Consider the following 19481-nt stretch of genomic DNA (forward strand, 5'->3'; position numbering starts at 1 on the left):
CCTGGTCTGCCCCATCACCCTTGCCGCCGCCTCACCCCTGCAACGGCGGCCATCCCCCGGCTCCGTCCCCTTCTCCCCCCTCCAGGGGGGCGAAGGGCAAAGACCCGAAGATCGGAGAGCCTAAACACCGGCGAATCCAATCGCTGACCCCGATCCCGCAGCATCCCCTTCTCCCCCCAAGGGGGGAGAAGGTGCCCGAAGGGCGGATGAGGGGGTCGATCCCCCCGCCCGCCCTGGAATTCCGGCCCGCGTCCGGAGACGGCCGTGACTGCGAATCCGGCTGAGAACCGCCCGATCCACCCCCTCATCCGGCCTTCGGCCACCTTCTCCCCCCTCCGGGGGGCGAAGGGGAAGGAGCCGTAGATCGGAGCCAAAACCCCATAGAATCCAATCTTCTACCCCGATCCCGCAACATCCCCTTCTCCCCTTGAGGGAGAAGGTGCCCGAAGGGCGGATGAGGGGGGCGATCCCCCCGCCCCACCCGGTTGTCCGGCCCGCGTCCGGAGACGGCCGGGACGGCGGATCTGGCGGAGAACCGCCCGATCCACCCCCTCATCCGGCCTTCGGCCACCTTCTCCCCCCTTCAGGGGGCGAAGGGAAAGCCGGAAGATCGGAGGGCCGTCGGGAGCCCCCTCGCCTCACATGAAGAGCTGGATGTTGCCGAAGGCGGCTTCGCAGTTCACGAGGTCGACGCGCTTCAGCTTGATGCGGATCTGGCCGTCGACGACCGTCAGGGTGTGGGTCGCCCAGGCGGCGTAGAGCTTCTGGTCGTCGAAACGGGTCTCGACATAGTGCATCGGGGTCCAGGTGACGTATTCGTTGGCCGCCTCGTCGCGCCGGTCGACCTGCGGGACCTGCAGGACATGGTGGCAGCGGCTCTTCGGCTTCTGGCTGAAGGTGCGGTTGCCCTTGAGCCGCTCGACGCGGATCTTGAGGAGGAGCTTGTCCTCATACATCAGCGAGCAGGTCAGCTTCGGATCGGTCTGCCCCCATTCCAGCGGCATCCAGTAATAGGCATCCTCGGTATAGAGCTCGAGCCATTCCTCGAAACGCTGCTGGTCGATCATGCGCGCCTCGCGGACGACGAAATCGATCAGCTGCTGGTCGGTCGGCGCGCCGGTGAGCACGGGAATATGGACGGTCATGGCCGCTCTCCTCACATGCTCATGGTCATGAACTTGGACCAGGCGCGGAACTGGTTGCGCATCTGCCACTCGGTCGTGCCGTTGGTGACGACGGTGGCGTCCGCCTCCTCGGCCGGGTCGTAGAGCCGCTGCACGTTGACCCATTCGTTGCCGTTACAGCGCAGGCCTTCCTGGGCGCGCTCGTACATTTCCAGGTCGTCATGGCCGACCACCGAGGTCGGCGCATTGATCAGCCGGTTGTACATCAGCGTGCGTTCCAGGAGCATGTCGGGCGCATCGACCAGCCGGAAGGTCCAGCTCTCGACCAGCGTCTTGTCGGCGGCGATCGGGATGAAGTTGCGCAGGAGCTGGATCGGCCCCTTGATCATGATGTTGGGGAAATAGACTGTGTTGTGCCGGTTCTCGTCGAGGATCGCCTTGGCGCGGTTCTCACCATAGGCGGCGGTCATCTGGTCGAAATAGCCGGGGATGGCCGAATAGTCGGAATGGATCGAATGCGACACGCCAGTATGGCCGTGCCCGTTCGGCCAGACGCGGATGCCCATGCCCTCGAAGAACTCGTAGGGGCTCATGAAGGGCAGGAAGATCTCCACCGCCATCGGCTTCTTGGTGCCGGGCGGCGCGTTCTTCCAGACCTCCGACGCGGTGCCGGCCGAGGATTCATGGGCGACCATCGGATGGCAGGTGTCGGTCTGGTTCTCGACCAGCATCTTCCAATTGCAGTTGTGCATGTAGCGCAGTACGCCGCCGGCGACCTGGAGCCGGCCGACCGGCGAGCGGTCGATCATGTTGTCGAAGCTCGACAGGCTGTCGCCGAAGAACGCTTCGAAATCGAGCCCGCCATCGTTGAGCTTGGCGAAGACGAAGCCGCGATAGTTCTTGACGTGGCGGACCTTGGCGAGGCCCTCGGCCGCGTGGCTGGTCTCGAAGCCGGTATTCTCGTAGCCCTTCTTCAGGGGAATCGCGAGCAGGCTGCCGTCGAGCTTGAACGACCAGGCGTGATAGGGGCAGCGGAAGAACTTGCCGGCATTGCCGCAGGCTTCCGTGGTCACCCGCACGCCCTTGTGCGGACAGCGGTTGTAGAGAACGTTCACGTCGCCGTTGCCGTTGCGCACCATCAGCACCGGCTGGGTGCCGACCGTGGTGCCGTAGTAGTCGCCGGCATTGGGGATCTGGCTGTCGTGGCCGACATAGACCCAGGTGTTGGCGAAGAGATGTTCCATCTCCAGCTCGAACAGTTCCTGGTCGACATAGAGATCGCGATGCACCTCGGTCTCGCGCACCAGGGAGCGCACCGCCTCGACATTGCCTCTGTATTTCGCCATCGCCATCCTCCCGGTCGGCTCTGTTCAGGTTCCGGATCGGAGTCCATTCCCATGCCGCCGTCCATCCGGATCCTCCCTAGTAGTCGGAGGATCAGTGGTTCGGAGTTACGCGACGGATGGAAACCAGCCGTCGCGAACGAACCCCGAGGTCCGGACGGACATCAGCCATCAAAGATCGATCACCAGTCGCGGCGTCTTCGACCGCGAGATGCAGATCTGCATCAGCGTGCCGGCCGCGCGCTCGCTCTCGGTCAGGATGAAGTCGCGATGATCGGGCACGCCCTCGACCACGCCGACCTGGCAGATGCCGCAATCGCCGCGCCGGCAATCGAACATCGGGTCCTCGCCGGCCTCGACCAGCACATCCACGATGGTCTTGCCCGGCGGCACGACGAAGCTCTTGCCGGACGATTTGAGCACCACCTCGAAGGGCTGGTCGCCGTCGGCGGCGGTCGGTGCCGTGAAGATCTCGAAATGCAGCCGGCCGTCGCGCCAGCCGAGCGCCTTGGCCTGGTCGCGTGCCGCCTCGATCATCGGCAGCGGCCCGCACAGATAGAGCGGTCCGGCCGCGCCGAGCCCCGCCATGACGCCCCGGAGATCGAAGAAGCCGCCGGCCTCGTCGTCGGCATGCACGGTCAGCCGGTCGCCGGCGACCGCGCGGCATTCGTCCAGGAAGGCGAAATCGGCGCGCGAGCGGCCGGCATAGTAGAAGCGGAACGGATGGTTGGCGGCGGCCAGTTCGGCCGCCATGGCCAGGATCGGCGTGACCCCGATGCCGCCGGCGACCAGCGTGACCGGACCCTCGGCCGGTTCCAGCGGGAAATTGTTCTGCGGCGGCTCCACCGTCACGGCGTCGCCGGCGACGAGCCCGTGCATGTAGGCGGATCCGCCGGTCGAGGCCTCCTCCAGGCGGATGCCGAGCCGGTAGTGATGCGGCCGTGTCGCGGCGGCGGGCTCGGGGGTCGCATTGACCAAGCTGTAGGAGCGCGTGTCCCCACCGGGCAGGCGGATCTTGACATGCGCGCCGGCCTGCCAGCTCGGCAGCGGGCCGCCGTCGGGCCGGGCGAGACGGATGTCGCGCACCCGCGGGGCGGCATTGCGCGTCTCGATGACGGTGAGGGACAGGGTCTCCATCAGGTCGCGGCCTCCGCCAGCATGGCCTCGATCGTCTTCACGGCGCCGTCGAGCGCGGTCCCGGCTTCGTCGAGCAGCGCCGCCTGGCGCAACCGCCGCACCCAGTCGGCCGCATCGGCCCGGCCGATGAGCCGCGGCACCATGGCGGCGACGCGGTCATATTTGGACAGGCCGCGGGCATGGGTGTCCGAATAGCCCTTCACGAGGCGCCGGCACTTCAGCACCTCCAGCGCCAGGGCCGGATCGGTGGCGAGATGCTGCGCGGCCAGCGCCAGCCAGGCCTCCATATGGGCCATCTCGCGGCCATGCCGCAGTGCACCAAGACGGAACCGCTTGAAAGATGCAACTGCATAGAGCTGCAGGAAGCCGAGGATCGTGCCGGTGCGCACGCGGCGGCCGCGGTTGACGATCCGGTCGAGCGCCCGGAACAGGCCGGAGCGGCTTTCGATCCAGGCGCCGAGCCGCGCCGGCAGGGCGGAACAGACCTCTTCCATGCGCGGATGCATGAACTCGGTCGTCAGCACGATCTGGTCGGCGCGGGCGGCGACCTCGCGGCGGACGCGCTCGGAGCGGGTCGCGCGGATCTTCAGGTCCGCCACCCGGTACATGTCGTCATAGGCCATGGCGACGGCGATCTGGCGCGCCGCCTCGACCGCGATGGCGTCGCCGAAGCCGAGCGTCGTCGCCGCCGGGATGTCGGCCAGGAAGGCCTTCAGCCGGGACAGATAGGCGTCCGCATAGGCCGCATCCTGCCAATCGGTCAGCCGGCGCACGCCCGCATAGGCCATGGCGCGGGCCGCCGGCGGTACCTCCGACCGGATGCGCACGAGCAGCGCATCGAGCGCCGGCTGGCCGACCCGTTCGGGCGGTTCGGGCAGCGCCTTGTCGGGTCCCTTGGGCGGCAGGTCGGGTTTGCCGGCCTTGACGGCGCGATCGAAGCCGGCCGCGAAGGCGCGCAGGCTCGCCTCGACCCCGACGCCGCCGGCGCGGATCGCGCCCTCGAAGGCCTCGCGCGAGAACGGCAGCGCCCCGGAACCGGCCAGTGCGCCGAACAGGCTCGCCGAGACGACCGAGCCGCTGGCCTCGGCGAGCGCGGCCATGTCGAAGGCAATGGTGCGTTTCGTGGCGATGCCGGCCGCTTCCGCAACCGCCGTCGCATCGCCGATGCCGTCGCCCGGCCGTTCCTTCTCGACCACCGCAAAGGACCGGTGTGTCGAGGCGATCAGGGTGGTCCGGTCGGGCGTGACCAGGCCGCGCAGGATGGCGCGTCCGCCTTCCATCCATTCCGCCGCCAGCACCACATCGACATCGCCGGCCGCCGGCATCAGCGACAGGACCGGGCTGGCATCGTCCCGGGCGCGGATCATCTCGACATAATAGATCGTCGCGCCGGTGCGCTGGGCGACCCCCGGCACGGAGGTGGTCTGCGCGACCCAGCCGGACCCTTCCGCCAGAGCCACGATCCAGTCGGCCAGCACCCCGCCGCCCTGCCCGCCCATGGCCAGGATCGCCACCGCCAACGGCCGATCCTCGCGCCGGATACCGCCCCGCCCGTCCGGACTCGTCGTCTCAAGCACGCTCATCGGTCCCTCCTGCCGTCCCGCCATCCGCCCTCGAAACCCGCAACCCTTCCCCTTCTCCCCCCAGGGGGGGAGAAGGTGCCCGAAGGGCGGATGAGGGGGGCGATACCGCGGTCTGCCGATGTCCCGCCGTCCTGAAACCCCGGCTGAACCGAAAAGCCGAACGATGCTGCGGCCTCACACCCCCTCATCCGGCCTTCGGCCACCTTCTCCCCCCTCAGGGGGAGAAGGGGATGGCGCGAGAGCGGAGCGTGCGGGGCGGACAGCCGGGGGCGCGCGGAGCGAGACCTGCGGCAGAAACTCAGGCGCCCCGATACCTCTTGCTCTGGGCCTTCAGGCCCCATCCCCCCCTCGAAACCCACGTCCCTTCCCCTTCTCCCCCCAGGGGGGGAGAAGGGGCCCGAAGGGCGGATGAGGGGGACGATACCGCGGTCTGCCGATGTCCCGCGGTCCTGACACCCCGGCTGAACCGAAAGGCCACGCGATGCTGCGGCCTCACCCCCCCTCATCCGGCCTTCGGCCACCTTCTCCCCCCTCAGGGGGAGAAGGGGATGGCGCGAGAGCGGAGTGTGCGGGGCGGACAGCCGGGGGCGCGCGGATACGCTTGACCGGCTTGCGGGGCCGAAGTGCGGTGTCTGGGCGGAAGGAGCCGGCATCGTCGTCAGGCCGGGAAGGCGATGCGGCGCGCAGCGTGGCGGCGCTGCAGGAAGCCGATGGCGGCCGAGCGGATCCGGGCCAGGAAGCGGTCCCAGCCTGTCGGGTTCTGGACGATGTCGGCACGATAGAAGGACGGACACAGCACTGCGGCTTCCGAGACCTCGCCGCAATTGCCGCAACCGACGCAGCTGTTGTCGATCGCCGCGACCGGATCCTCCTTCAGGGGATCGTCGGTATGCTTGACCGACAGCGACGGACAGCCGGACAGCCGGATGCAGGCATGGTCGCCGGTACAGACATCCTCGTCGACGCCGAACCGCTCGCGCACCACCCGCTCGCCGCGCTTCACGGCGGCGGAGACCAGCGGCTTGATCCGGCGCTGCTTGTTCAGCATGCATTCGGACGAGGCGACGATGATTTTCGGCCCCTTCTCGTCCGTGGTCAGCGCCTCGCGCAGCGTATCGCGCAGGCGGGCGACATCGTAGGTGCGATCGATCTGACGCACCCAGTGGGCGCCGATGCCCTTGACGGCCGCAACGATCGAATTGTTGGTCGCGCGCAACCGGTTGAAGGCGCGCGACGACAGGATGTCCTGCCCGCCGGTCGCGGCCGAATAGTGGTTGTCGACGATCAGAATGACGCCGTCCTGCTTGTTGAAGACGGCGTTGCCGACACCCGAGGACAGCCCGTTGTGCCAGAAGCCGCCGTCGCCCATCACGGCGATCGAGCGTTTTGACGCCGGCACGTTGAAGGCGGAGGCCGAGGCCGGGCCGAGGCCGTAGCCCATCGTGGTCGCGCCGATATTGAAGGGCGGCAGGATCGAGAACAGGTGGCAGCCGATGTCGGCCGCGACATGGTGCGGCCCCAGTTCCTTCTCGACCAGCTTCATGGCGGCGAAGATCGGCCGTTCCGGGCAGCCGGTGCAGAAGCCGGCCGGGCGCGGCGGCACCACGTCGGCGAGCGCCTTGACCTTCGGGTCGGCCAGGATCGGCCGGGCATCCGGCACCGGCGGCCGGTTGCCGAGGAGGTCCGGCGCGTGGCGCTCGACGAAGGCCGTCATGGCGTCGAGCATCACGGTCGCGGTCAGTTCGCCGGCGATCGGAAAGATGCCCTTGCCCTCCAGACGGGTCGGGCAGTCGGCCTTGCGCAGGATGTGGGCGAGCGCCTGCTCGAGATATTCCGGGGCGCCCTCCTCCACCATCAGCACGGCCCGCTTGCCGCGGCAGAAGGCGACGAGTTCGTCGTCGACCAGCGGATAGGTGACGTTGAGCACATGCAGCGGCACGCGCGTATTGCCCCAGACATCGGCCAGGCCGAGCCGGGTCAGCGCGCGGATGACGCCGTTATACATGCCGCCCTGCATGACGATGCCGATCTCGGCACGGCCGTCGTCGCCGAAGGTCTCGTTCAGCCTATGCGTTCGAATATATTCGATGGCCGCCGGCCAGCGCTTCTCGACCTTCTCCTTCTCGTGCTGGAAGGAGGCGGGCGGCAGCACGATGCGGCTGGTGTCGCGGACCGGGTTTTCGAGCGCCTGGGCCAGCGAATAGGCCGGGCGTCGGTTGTCCTTGGCGACGAAGCTGCCGGTGACGTGGCAGCAGCGGATGCGCACTTCGAGCATGACCGGCGTATTGGTCGCTTCCGACAGCGCGAAGCCGTCCTCGACCGCCTTGACGATGGACGGCAGGTTCGGGCGCGGATCGAGCAGCCACATCTGCGACTTCATCGCGAAGGCGTGGCTGCGCTCCTGCATGATCGAGGAGCCTTCGCCGTAATCCTCGCCGACGATGATCAGCGCGCCGCCTGTCACGCCGCCGGAGGCGAGATTGGCCAGCGCGTCGGAGGCGACGTTGGTGCCGACGGTCGACTTCCAGGTGACGGCGCCGCGGATCGGATACATCACCGAGGCCGACAGCGTCGCGGCGGCGGCGGCCTCGCTGGCGCTCGATTCAAAATGCACGCCGAGTTCGGACAGGATCGGCTCGGCATCGGCGAGCACGTCCATCAGGTGCGAGATCGGCGAGCCCTGATAGCCGGCCACATAGCCGACGCCGCATTGCAGAAGCGCCTTGGTGATGGCGAGGATGCCCTCGCCCCGGAACACCTCGCCATCGGCGAGCTTCAGGTCCTCGACTTCCCGGGCAAAGGATCGTTCCGCCATGATGGGACTCCACGTTCCTTGCAAAACCATATTTCAAGGCTGAAGTAATGTCAAAGGGCGACGGCCACCGGCAACCGCCTGCCTCCTGCGCCGGCTACAGGCCGGACGCGTCCCGGCGGGCCGGTATCGGGGCGATCGATCGTCCCAGCCGCACCGCGCAATCGGTCGCCATCTCCCGCCGGTTCCGGTCTGTTTCTTCTTCTCGGCCCCGGGAGGAAGGCGAAGAAGCCGGAGAGTCGCGGGCACTTATGCACAATCCATCAACCGGCTATTCCCAACTTTTCCCATCAGGCGGGAAAAGGGAATGTCGCGAAGTCGGCGTGAGGGGCGGACTGCCGGGGGATCGCGAGGCGGGAACAGCGGCGCGCCAGACCCAGGCGGCCTTGCAGCACTGTCAACCATTCATCCGGGCGGCACGGTCGACAATCCATCTGCAGGTCCGGTAACCTGCTGTTGGATCACAGAAACAGCCCAGTCCGATCCCGCGGCCCCTTCCCCTTCTCCCCCTGAGGGGGGAGAAGGTCGCCGAAGGCGGGATGAGGGGGGCGATGCTGCAACAGGCGCGAGACCCGCAGTCCGGTCGTCGATCGATCTTATTGACCGCGAGACCGTCCCCCTCATCCGCCCTTCGGGCACCTTCTCCCCCCTTCAGGGGGCGAAGGGGAGGTCGCGAGGGCAGTGCGAAAGACAGACAGACGGGGGCGCGCGGCGGTAAAGCCGGTGAACTGAACCCAAGCGCGCCTTCAGATGTGTCGACCATTCGTCCCGACCGTCAGGCCCACCGGACCTTCAGGCGAGGCCCCTGCCCCCGTCGAGGTCGATGACCTGGCCGGTGGTGTAGCCGGCGGCGTCGGAGGCGAGGTGGACGATCAGGGCGGCGACTTCCGCGTCGCGCCCAAGGCGGCCGACCGGGATGCGGGCTCGGATCGCGGCGAGCCGCTCGGGCGGCAGCGCGGCGGCGGCGGGGCCGTCGATGGCCGAGGGGGCGACGCAGTTGACGGTGACGCCGGCGGGGGCGAGATCGAGGGCGAAGATGCGGGTCAATTGCTCGATGCCGGCCTTGGAGACGGCATAGTGCGGGCCGGTCGCGGGGCTGACGCGGTGGCCGGCATAGGAGCCGAGATTGACGATCCGGCCGAAGCCGCGCGCCCGCATATGGGCGCCGGCCAGCCGGCAGCCGTTGAGACAGCCGCGCAGGTTGACGGCCAGGACCCGGTCCCAGTCTGCCGCGGCCACGTCCCAGATCGTCCCGGTCGCCGTGACCGCGGCATTGTTGACCATCACGTCGATGGCCCCGAAGCGGGCGACCGCCCGATCGAAGCAAACCCGGAAGGCGTCCTCGTCGGTCACGTCGAGAACGGCGCCGATCGTCTCGTGTCCGGCGGCCACCAGCCCCTCGGCGGCCGCGATGACGGCCGGTGAAATGTCGGCCAGCGCGACGGCGGCGCCGGCCTCGGCGAGACCGTGGGCGATGGCGAGGCCAAGGCCTTGCGCCGCACCGGTGACGAAGGCCGTGCGCCCGGACAACGGACCGCCGGAACGAGCCTCGTCGCTGCTCCCCTGCCCAGCCGCCGGGCCGCTCATGCGCCGGATCCGGGCTGAGCGCCGGTGTTCGCGGAGGCGGACGCTCCGGAGGATTGTGCCGCGACGCGCTCGCGGTCCCAGGTGCCGGGCCCGACGCCGCGTTCGCGCAGCTTGAACTTCTGCACCTTGCCGTTCTCGGTGCGCGGCAGGTCGGCGACGATGTCGATATAGCGCGGCACGGCAAAGCGCGGCAGGCGCGGGCCGCAGAAGGCGACCAGATCGGCCGGCGTCAGGCTTGCTCCCGCCTTGGGCACGATCGCGGCCATCACCTCGTCCTCGGCCAGATCGGAGCCGACGGGGAAGACCGCCGCGGTCTCGATCGCCGGATGCGACAGCAGCACCTGCTCGACCTCGTGCGAGGAGATGTTCTCGCCGCGCCGGCGGATGGAATCCTTCAGCCGGTCGACGAAGCGGAAATGGCCGTCCTCGTCGCGGATGACGCGGTCGCCGGTGTGGAACCAGAGGTTCCGCCACGCCTCCACGGTCTTCTCCGGCATGCCGAAATAGCCCGTCGCGAAGGCGAAGGGTGCGTCGGCGCGCAGCACCAGTTCGCCGGGCGTGCCGTCCGGCAGGGCATTGTCCTCGCCGTCGACCACGCGCGCCTCGAAGCCGGGGCGGACGCGGCCGATGCTGCCCGGCTTCTGGCCGGAAGCCGGGGCGCCGATAACGAAATTGGTCTCGGTCGAGCCATAACCTTCGAGGAGGCGCACGCCGGTGCGTACGCGGAAGGCCTCGATCATGGCCGCCGGCACGCCCGGGCCGAGGCCGACCGTGACGCCGTGGGCGCGTTCCTCCGGCGTCTCCGGGCGCGACATCAGGATCGGCACCATGGCGCCGAGCAGGTAGACCCGCGTCGCGCCGGCCGCCACCATGGCCGGCCAGAAGCCGGAGGCGGAGAAGCGCGGCTCCAGATGCATGCGCGCGCCGGTGACCAGCGCCTGGGCGAAGGTGTTGAGCGCGTTGATGTGGAACAGCGGCAGCGTGGTGGCGAGCCCGTCGTCGGGGCCGATCTCGAGCAGGTCGGCGGTGTTGTGGCCCCACCAGTAATATTGCGCGTGCGGGCACATGACGCCCTTGGAGGGGCCGGTCGTGCCGGAAGTATAGAGGATGGCGAAGCTGTCGCCGGGGCCGAGATCGGCGGCGGCGACGGGGTCGGCGCGCTCCGGCCAGGGCTCGACCGGCACGCCGGCGATGGACCCGGCCGGCGGCTCGCCGAGGCACCAGATGGTAAGCATCGGCAGCGGTTCGGGGCCGGCATGATCGAGCCGGGCCAGGAATTCGGCCTCGGCGACCAGAAGCGCGGCACCGGCATTGCGCAGATAGTAGCCGATCTGCGGCCCCATCGCGGCGGTGTTGATCGGCACCGCGATCGCCCCGAGCCAGCCGCAGGCGAGCACCAGCTCCATCAGCTCTGCCCGGCTCGCCGACAGGACCGCGACCCGGTCGCCGCGCTGAATGCCGGCGGCGGCGAGCGCTCCGGCGCGGCCCGAGACCGCCGCAACGGCCTGCGCGACGCTCCAGCGGGTCTCGCCGACGGCGAAGAGCGGCCGGTCGGGTGCCCGGTCGGCGGCGGCGAGCAGCATCCGCGGCAGCGTGCGGGCCGCCGGCGGCAGGATCAGGCGGGCGCTCATGCGCGCTGTCCGGCGGTGGGCACCAGGGCGAGCACGCGCAGCGGGCTACCGCTGCCCTGCAGGATCTTCAGCGGCGCGGCGATCAGCACCGCCCCGGTCGGCGGCAGCAGGTCGAGGTTGGCGAGGCATTGCAGGCCGTATTTGCCGGCGCCGTGCATGTAGTAGTGGCACGGATAAGGCGGCAGGAAATGCGCCGCCTGGCCGGCATCGGTGCCGATCGTCTCGGTGCCGAAGCCGATCACGTCGCGCTCCTCGACCAGGAAGCGCACGCAGTCCGGGTCGGGGCCGGGCGTGTGCTGGCCGATCGCGTCGAAATTCTGGTAGGCGACTGGATCGGTCTTCTTCGACCAGTCGGTGCGCATCAGCACCCAGCTTCCCGCCGGGATGCGGCCATGCTCGGCTTCCCAGGCCTCCAGGAAGCCGCGGGTGAGCAGGAAGTCGGCGTCGCGGGCGGAGTCGGCGACGCAGTCGATCACGCAGGCCGGGGCGATGAAGTCGCCGACCGGGATCGTGTCGCAGGAGCCGTTCGGCCGGTCGCGGCCGGAGACCCAATGTACCGGCGCATCGAAATGCGTGCCGGTATGCTCGCCGAAGGAGAGATTGTTCCAGTACCAGGCGCCGCCGCGCTCGTCGTAGCGGGAAACCTCCTCCATCCGGAACGGCCGGCTTTGGCCGACTTCCGGCGGCAGCGTGATGTTGGGGAAATCCGGCGCCAGCGTATGGGTCAGGTCGACGATACGCAGGGCGCCGGTGCCGAGCGCGGCGAGGAGGTCAGTCAGGACGGCGGTCATCGGCCGAGTTCCCGTTCGAGCGCCTTGGGGTTGTCGCGCAGGCGTGCGAGCCATTCCTGCGCCACGTCACCGGGATAGACATCCTCGACCGAGCCGCGCAGCGCCCCCAGGATGGCGTTGGCGACCGCGGCCGGGGCGAGCTTCGGCGGCAGGATCTGCTGGTTCCATTCGTCGTCGATCGGACCGGGGAACACGTTGACGACGCGCACGCCGCCGCGGCGCAGTTCTGCCCTGAGCGCCTGGGCATAGGAGAGCCCGGCCGCCATCGAGGCCGAATAGGTCGCCTCCTCGGGAAAATTGGCGATCGCGTAGATGGACAGGAGATTGACCCAGGCAACCGCGCTCGACTGTCCGTCGGCGCCGCGCGCGCGCATCACCGGGCCGAAGGCCTTGGCGAGACGCAACAGCCCGAAGGCGTTGACCTCCATCTCCGCCTGCGCGGTCTCCACGCCGGCGCGGCCGAACAGCGAGTGGATGCGGTGGTAGCCGGCGGTGTTGACGACGATGTCGACCTTGAAGCCGATCTCGCCAGCCAGTTCATCGACCGAGCGGCTGTCGGTCACGTCGAGCGGCACCTCCGTGACGCCCGGCAGCGCGCGCGTCGCCGCCCAGCCGGGCGGATCCTTCCAGGGCTCGCACTGGCCGGCCCAGACGATGTCGGCCCCGGCCTCGACCAGCGCCTTGACCACAGCCTGGCCGACCGGCGACTTGGCGTCGGTGACGAGGCATTTGCGGAAGCGCGGGTCGGCGGTCAGCTCGCGCAGCTTCGGATCGTCGGCCGGCGTGCCGGTCCCGCCAGCGCGGGCGACCAGCACGGCCTGGCCGGCCCGGTCGAGCATGGCCGACAGCGTGACGCGGGCCGGTGCGCGCGGGGCGTCGTCCGGCAGGTGGACGACCACGGTCGCGCCCGCATCGAGCCGGACCAGCCCGGTGCGCCAGGGCGCGCGCTCCCGGAAATAGAGCTCCTGCGAATGGTGCACGACCGTATCGGCGAGCAGGTCGCCGTTCGGGTCGGTCTCGCGCCATTCGAGCCGGTCGGACAGGCAGGCCGCGCAAGCGTCGCGCGGCGGATACTGCACCGCGCCGCATTCCAGGCAATGCTGCAGTTCGAACCGGCCGAGCGCGGCGGCACGGACCAGCCCGAGCGCCGTCCGGCTGCGCCGATCCGGCGGCAGGGTCGGCACGCGGCTGCGCAGGATCGGATTCTTGCGCTTGGGACGCGTGATCTTGGCCATGGTCATCCGCCCTGCCGTTGGAACATTGGGAGACAGCCCGCGTGGCTTGGGATGCCCCCGGACCGGCCGCTTCGCAGCGCTTCGCCGACACATCCACCATCCCCCGGCGCATTCCCGGACAGGGCGCGCAAGCGCCGCCGATCCGGGACCCACTCGCTCTGCGGCCGGCAGGGGATTTGCGGTTTCCTCCCGGTCCCGATCGCCCGCGTCGAGGCGAGTGGGTCCCGGCTCTCCGCTACGCTGCGGCCGGGAATGCGGTGCGAGATCGGGGCTGAACCCACGAAACGCTCGGTGCCGGCCATCCATCCGCGATCCCGCGGCGCATTCCCGGACAAGGCGCGCGAGCGCCGCCGATCCGGGACCCACTCGCTCTGCGGCCGGCAGGGGATTTGCGGTTTCCACTCGGTCCCGATCGCCCGCTGCGATGAGAGTAGGTCCCGGCTCTCCGCTGCGCTTCGGCCGGGAATGCGTTGTGAGATGCGGGCAGAACCCGCGAAAAGCTCGATGCCCCCAACCCATCCACCATCCCGCGGCGCATTCCCGGACAAGGCGCGCAAGCGCCGCCGATCCGGGACCCAATGGCGCAGCGGCCTGGTGGGGATCCGGGGTTCCAACTCGATCCCGATCGCCCGCTGCGAGGCGAGTGGGTCCCGGCTCTCCGCTACGCTGCGGCCGGGAATGCGTTGTGAGATGCGGGCAGAACCCGCGAAAAGCTCGATGCCCCCGACCCATCCACCATCCAGCGGCGCATTCCCGGACAAGGCGCGTGAGCGCCGCCGATCCGGGACCCACTCGATCCGCGGCCCGGAGGGGATCAGCGGCTTGCTCTCTGTCCCGATCGCCCGCTGCGAGGCGCGTGGGTCCCGGCTCTCCGCTGCGCTGCGCCCGGGAATGCGATGCGAGATGGGGGCAGAACCTCCGAAACGCTCGGTGCCGGCCATCCATCCGCGATCCCGCGGCGCATTCCCGGACAAGGCGCGCAAACGCCGCCGATCCGGGACCCACTCGCTGTGCGGCCGGCAGGGGACCTGCGGTTTCCACTCGGTCCCGATCGCCCGCTGCGAGGCGAGTGGGTCCCGGCTCTCCGCTGCGCCGCGGCCGGGAATGCGTTGTGAGATGCGGGCAGAACCCCCGAAAAGATCTGTGCCGCCTGAAGACCCACCGGGAATGCGGTGCGGGATGACCATGATGCCCTCCCCTCAGGCCGCGGCCAGGATGGCGGCGCCAGTGCACAGGCCGCGGTCGAAATTGATCATGCCGAAGCCGGAGACGAGCGCGTGGCGGGCGTTGGGGACCTGTGCGCCGAGCGGGCGGCCGGTCAACTGCCGGACCGCCTCGACGAGCCCGAGCGAGCCGCCCGCCGCGCCGGCCTGGCCGACCGAGAGCTGGCCGCCGGAGGTGTTCAGCGGAAACGAGCCCTCGACCTCGAAGCCGTGGGCGCGGACGAAGGCCGGCCCCTCGCCCTTGGCGCAGAAACCGAGATCCTCGATCTGCATCAGGCTGATCACCGGATAGTCGTCATAGACCTCGACGAGGTCGATCTCTTCCGGGCCGAGGCCGGCGCGGCCGTAGAGCCGGTCGCGCTCCAAGACCCAGCCGCCGCGGATCTGGATCGGATCGGACGGGAAGGCGTTGTGGCGCTCGACCGCCGACAGGGCCCGGGCATAGGGCAGGCCGAGGCTCCGCGCCCGGTCCTCGCTCATGACCAGGAAGGCCTCGGCGCCGGCGCAGGGCATGACGCAATCGAACAGGCGGATCGGGTCGGCGATCGGGCGAGAGGCGAGATAGTCGTCGAGCGTCAGCGGCTTCTTGAACAGGGCGAGCGGGTTCTTCAGCGCATTCGCGCGCTGCGCCACGCACAGGCGGCCGAAATCGGCCGGCTCGGCGCCGTATGTGCGCATGTAGTACTGGGTCAGGAAGGCGAAGCTCATGTTCGGCCCGCCGGCCGCATAAGGGTAGACCGCGTCGACCGCGAAGCGGCTGAAGCTCGACGTGTTCTGCCGGAAGCTGTCGACATGGTTGGTGTCGCCGGACAGGCAGGCGACGATCTCGGCGTCCCCCGCCTCGACAGCGCGCGCCGCCCGGCGCAGCGAGACGATGCCGGCCGCCCCGCCCATCGGGATATGGTCGAGCCAGCGCGGGCTGACGCCCAAATGCTGGGCGAGGCCGACGGCGGTGTCGGGGGCGAGCGAGAAGCTCGCCACACACAGCCCGTCGATGGCGTCCTTGGTGATGCCGGCGCCCTCGCACAGGAGCCGCAGCGCCCGGCCGAGGAACCAGTGCGCCGAGCGGATCGAATAGCGCACATAGGGCACCGTCACCGGCACGGCGACGGCCACGCCCTGATAGCCCCGGCTCTCGCGGGTTCCGCTCATTCGGTGGCTCCGCCCAGATAGGTCGCCATGACACGAGGATCGTTGAGCAGGTCCGACGCCGCGCCGTGCAGCGCGATCTCGCCGGTCTCCAGGACGTAGCCGTAATCCGCCGTCTCCAGCGCCGCCCGGGCATTCTGTTCGACCAGCAGGATCGAGACGCCGGCATCGCGCAGGGTGGCGACGATGCGCAGGATGTCGCGCACGATCAGCGGCGCGAGGCCGAGGCTCGGTTCGTCGAGCAGGAGCAGCCGCGGCCCGGCCATCAGCGCCCGGCCGATGGCGAGCATCTGCCGCTCGCCGCCCGAGAGCGTGTCGGCCCGCTGGCGCCGTCGCTCCGCGAGGCGCGGGAAGCGGTCGAAGACGCCGTCGAGCGCGGACTTCACGAAGGCGCCGTCCTTGCGGCGCGAATAGGCGCCGAGGATCAGGTTGTCGCCGACCGTCATCTCGCCGAACAGTTCGCGCCGCTCCGGCACCAGGCAGAAACCGCGCTCGACGCGATCCTCGACGCCGAGTTCGTGCAGGTCGGCGCCCTCGAAGCGCAGCACGCCGCGCGACGGCAGCAGGCCCATGGCGGCGCCGAGCAGGGTCGTCTTGCCGGCCCCGTTCGGCCCGATCACGGTCACGATGCGGCCCTTGTCGAGCGTCAGCGACACGCCGCGCACCGCCTCGACCTTGCCGTAGCCGACATGCAGGTCGGCGACCTCCAGCATGGCGCTCATGCCACACCTCCGAGATAGGCGGCCTGGACATCCGGATTGCGACGGATCGCGGCCGGCTCGCCCTCGGCGATGCGGGCGCCGAAGACCATCACGACCAGCCGGTCGACCAGGCCCATGACGAAGTCCATGTCGTGCTCCACGACCAGGATGGCGAGGCCCTCGCGGCGCAGATCGGAGAGCAGCGCAGCCAGCGCCTCCTTCTCCTTGCGGCGCAGACCCGCGGCGGGTTCGTCGAGCACGATCATGACCGGATCGGCGGCGAGCGCGCGGGCGACTTCGAGGATGCGCTGCTGGCCGAGCGGCAGGTTGCCGGCGAGATCCTCGGCCTTGTCGGCAAGCCCGACGCGGGCGAGTTGCGCATAGGCATCGGCGCGGGCACGGGCCTCCTCGGCGCGGTCGAGCCGCAGACCGCCGGACAGCCAGCCGGCCCCGGTGCGCAGGTGGGCGCCGAGCATGACATTCTCGACCAGCGTCATGGCCGGGCGCAGCTTGACGTGCTGGAAGGTGCGGGCGACGCCGAGAGCGGCGATCCGGCGTTGCGGCATGCGCGTGATGTCCTGGCCGAGAAATTCGATCCGGCCGGAAGAGGCACGCAGGGCGCCGGTCAGGAGGTTGAACATGGTGCTCTTGCCGGCGCCGTTCGGGCCGATCAGCCCCAGGATCTCGCCGGCCCTGAGCTCGAACGAGACCTTGTCGACGGCGACGAGGCCGCCGAAGCGCCGGACCGCCTGATCGACGCGGAGCACGGTCTGGCCGCGCTCGGGCAGCGTTCGGCGCGGCAGCGGATCGGCCCCGACCGGAGCGGACCGGCGGACGCGGGGCAGGAAGCGCGTCAGCATCGGCACCAGGCCGCCGCGGGCATGGTGCATGATCACGATCAGGATCACCGCGAAGGCGATCTGCTCGTATTGCGCGGCGTTGCTGGTGACATGCGGCAGCACGTCCTGCAGCCAGTTCTTGAGCAGGGTCACCAGCCCCGCCCCGACCAGCGCGCCGACGATATGCGAGGCGCCGCCGACCAGCGCCATCAGGAGATATTCGATCGACGGCTTAATCTCGAACGGCGCCGGGCTGACGAAGCGGCTCATATGGGCGTAGAGCCAGCCGGCGAGCCCGGCATAGAGGGCGGCGATCAGGAAGATCACCAGCCGGGTCCGGAACGGATCGATGCCGACGCTGGCCATCAGGACGGGGCCGCCGCGCAAGGCGCGCACGGCCCGGCCTTGCCGGCTGTCGAGCAGGTTGGCGCCGAACAGCGCGCCGGCCCCGACCGCGGCCCAGATCAGCCAGTAGACGGCGCGGCTGTCGATCAGCGCGATCGCGCCGATGCTGACCGGCGGAATCCCGGAGAGCCCGGTATGGCTGCCCAGCGCTTCGAAATTACCGAACAGATAGAAGATCGAGATGCCCCAGGCGATGGTCGAGAGCGGCAGGAAATGGCCGCCGAGCCGCAGCGTGACGGCGCCGATCAGGAGGGCAGCGAGGCCGGTCGTGAAGAGCGCGAAGGGCAGACCGAGCCAGGGCGAGACGCCGCCGGCCGTGGTCGCCCAGGCGGTCGAATAGGCGGCGACGCCGACGAAGGCGGCCTGGCCGAAGGAGGTCAGCCCGCCGATGCCGGTCAACAGCACCAGCCCGACCGCGACCAGCGCGCCGATGCCGATATAGTTCATCAGCGTGACCGCGAAGGTCGACAGCACGGCTGGGGCGGCGGCGAGCAGACCGGCGGCGAGCAGGATGCCGAACGGGCGCAGGGCGGCATTCATCCGTCGAGCTCCTCATGTTCCTCGTCGCCGCCATGGGCGAGCGCCAGCGAGCGCCACAGGAGCACGGGGATCAGCAGGCTGAACACCACCACCTCCTTCATGGCGCTGGAGAAGAAGGAGGCGAAGCTCTCCATGACGCCGACGAACAGCGCGCCGAGCGCGGTCACCGGATAGGAGACGAGGCCGCCGATGATCGCGCCGACGAAGGCCTTGAGGCCGATCAGAAAGCCCGAGTCGTAGTAGATCGTCGTGCTCGGCCCGATCAGGATGCCGGAGATGCCGGCCAGCGCCGAGGCGATCAGATAGGCGGTGACGCCGGTCCGCTCCGGTCGGATGCCGACGAGGCGCGCGCCGGTGCGGTTGACGGCAGTTGCCCGGAGCGCCTTGCCGATCAGCGAGCGCTCGAAGAACAGGAAAAACAAGACCGCCAGCAGCACCGCCGAAGCCATCATCAGGATCAGCTGGCCGGTGATCACCAGCCCGCCCGGCAGCTCGAAGATGCCGTCGACCAGCGCCGTCGTGCGGAAACCCTCCGGTCCGAAGAACAGGAGGCCGAGCCCGGCGATCGCGAAGTGCAGCGCGATGGCGACGATCAGCAGCACCAGGACGGAGGCGTCGGCGATCGGCCGGAAGGCGATCCGGTCGAGCAGCGGCCCCATCGGCAGCGCCAGCCCGAGCGCGACGGGGATGCGCACGATCTCCGGAACGTCCCGTGCGGCGATCAGCCAGGCCAGGGCGCAGGGGATCAAGGGCAGGAGGCCGTAGCCGGCGATGCGTTGAGCCAGCCCGTCAGCCGAGCGCCGCCTGATCGCGGCGCCGAGCTCCATCAGCGAGGCGACGGCGGCCAGAACCGCGACCAGCCCGATCGTGCCGGGCACGCGCTGCATCTGGAACGCGGCGAGCGTCAGTGCCGTGAAGGCGGCGATGTCGCCGAACGGCACGAAGACCACCCGGGTGACGGAGAAGATCAGCACCAGGCCGAGCCCGGCCAGGAGATAGATCGCGCCGTTGGCGAGGCCGTCGACGGTCAGGATCAGGGCGATGTCTGGCGTCATGGCGCCGACCTCCCGTAGGATGCGGGCCGGGGGATCGCGAACGACCGCCCGCCGGATGTGCGCCGGCATCGATCTTTGCGAATGCATGGAACGAGACGGTTCACGACACGGTCCCTCCGGACGCCGACGGGGCGCGGGATCGACGGCGAAGATCGCAGAGAAATCGCGATATGTCCGACATTTCCCGGGTCGGCCGCGCTCGGGGACAGCCCGCAGCGCGGGCGCCTCGGGCGATCGACTATTGCAGCCTTAAATATTTTATGTATGAAATTGTCGGGCAGGCAAGAGGCAAGTTCGAGCGATCCCCGAGGCCGGTCCGAACCGGC

At 69.6% G+C, this 19481-nt stretch carries 13 protein-coding genes; all 13 read right to left on the reverse strand.

Features of this window, described 5'->3' with window-relative positions; genetic code table 11:
- Nucleotides 1–638: 638 nt before the first annotated feature.
- Nucleotides 639–1145, reverse strand: coding sequence for an aromatic-ring-hydroxylating dioxygenase subunit beta (locus tag KL771_RS00295; protein WP_261966579.1), 507 nt, complete (start codon nucleotides 1143–1145; stop codon nucleotides 639–641).
- A gap of 11 nt (nucleotides 1146–1156) precedes the next feature.
- Nucleotides 1157–2470: an aromatic ring-hydroxylating dioxygenase subunit alpha gene (locus KL771_RS00300; protein ID WP_261966580.1), complete on the reverse strand. Its 1314-nt coding sequence runs from the start codon at nucleotides 2468–2470 to the stop codon at nucleotides 1157–1159.
- A gap of 168 nt (nucleotides 2471–2638) precedes the next feature.
- A complete protein-coding gene (locus tag KL771_RS00305) occupies nucleotides 2639–3604 on the reverse strand; it encodes a PDR/VanB family oxidoreductase (protein WP_261966581.1) in 966 nt (321 codons plus the stop codon).
- Entirely contained in the window at nucleotides 3604–5187 is a 1584-nt protein-coding gene (locus KL771_RS00310; RefSeq protein WP_261966582.1) for an indolepyruvate oxidoreductase subunit beta family protein, read from the reverse strand. Before KL771_RS00310 ends, KL771_RS00305 begins: the two co-directional genes overlap by 1 nt.
- A 658-nt stretch (nucleotides 5188–5845) precedes the next feature.
- Nucleotides 5846–8002, reverse strand: a complete 2157-nt coding sequence (locus KL771_RS00315; RefSeq protein WP_261966583.1) for an indolepyruvate ferredoxin oxidoreductase subunit alpha — start codon at nucleotides 8000–8002, stop codon at nucleotides 5846–5848.
- Nucleotides 8003–8791: 789 nt separating this feature from the next.
- Nucleotides 8792–9529: an SDR family NAD(P)-dependent oxidoreductase gene (locus tag KL771_RS00320; RefSeq protein ID WP_261966584.1), complete on the reverse strand. Its 738-nt coding sequence runs from the start codon at nucleotides 9527–9529 to the stop codon at nucleotides 8792–8794.
- Nucleotides 9530–9582: 53 nt separating this feature from the next.
- Nucleotides 9583–11217 carry an ATP-dependent acyl-CoA ligase gene (locus KL771_RS00325; RefSeq protein WP_261966585.1) on the reverse strand — a complete coding sequence of 545 codons (1635 nt, stop codon included), beginning with the start codon at nucleotides 11215–11217 and terminating at the stop codon, nucleotides 9583–9585.
- Nucleotides 11214–12008, reverse strand: a complete 795-nt coding sequence (locus KL771_RS00330; RefSeq protein ID WP_261966586.1) for a cyclase family protein — start codon at nucleotides 12006–12008, stop codon at nucleotides 11214–11216. Before KL771_RS00330 ends, KL771_RS00325 begins: the two co-directional genes overlap by 4 nt.
- Complete coding sequence (locus KL771_RS00335; RefSeq protein ID WP_315901465.1) at nucleotides 12005–13243, reverse strand: SDR family NAD(P)-dependent oxidoreductase; 1239 nt, start codon at nucleotides 13241–13243, stop codon at nucleotides 12005–12007. Before KL771_RS00335 ends, KL771_RS00330 begins: the two co-directional genes overlap by 4 nt.
- A 1199-nt stretch (nucleotides 13244–14442) precedes the next feature.
- On the reverse strand, nucleotides 14443–15618 hold the full coding sequence (locus KL771_RS00340; RefSeq protein ID WP_261966588.1) for a thiolase family protein: 1176 nt from the start codon (nucleotides 15616–15618) through the stop codon (nucleotides 14443–14445).
- A complete protein-coding gene (locus KL771_RS00345; RefSeq protein ID WP_261966589.1) occupies nucleotides 15615–16337 on the reverse strand; it encodes an ABC transporter ATP-binding protein in 723 nt (240 codons plus the stop codon). Before KL771_RS00345 ends, KL771_RS00340 begins: the two co-directional genes overlap by 4 nt.
- On the reverse strand, nucleotides 16334–18100 hold the full coding sequence (locus KL771_RS00350; RefSeq protein WP_261966590.1) for a branched-chain amino acid ABC transporter ATP-binding protein/permease: 1767 nt from the start codon (nucleotides 18098–18100) through the stop codon (nucleotides 16334–16336). Before KL771_RS00350 ends, KL771_RS00345 begins: the two co-directional genes overlap by 4 nt.
- Nucleotides 18097–19155 carry a branched-chain amino acid ABC transporter permease gene (locus KL771_RS00355; RefSeq protein ID WP_261966591.1) on the reverse strand — a complete coding sequence of 353 codons (1059 nt, stop codon included), beginning with the start codon at nucleotides 19153–19155 and terminating at the stop codon, nucleotides 18097–18099. The genes KL771_RS00350 and KL771_RS00355 overlap by 4 nt, the downstream gene beginning before the upstream one ends.
- Nucleotides 19156–19481 lie beyond the last annotated feature (326 nt).

The sequence above is a fragment of the Prosthecodimorpha staleyi genome (assembly GCF_018729455.1).
GTDB classification, from domain to species: Bacteria; Pseudomonadota; Alphaproteobacteria; order Rhizobiales; family Ancalomicrobiaceae; genus Prosthecodimorpha; species Prosthecodimorpha staleyi.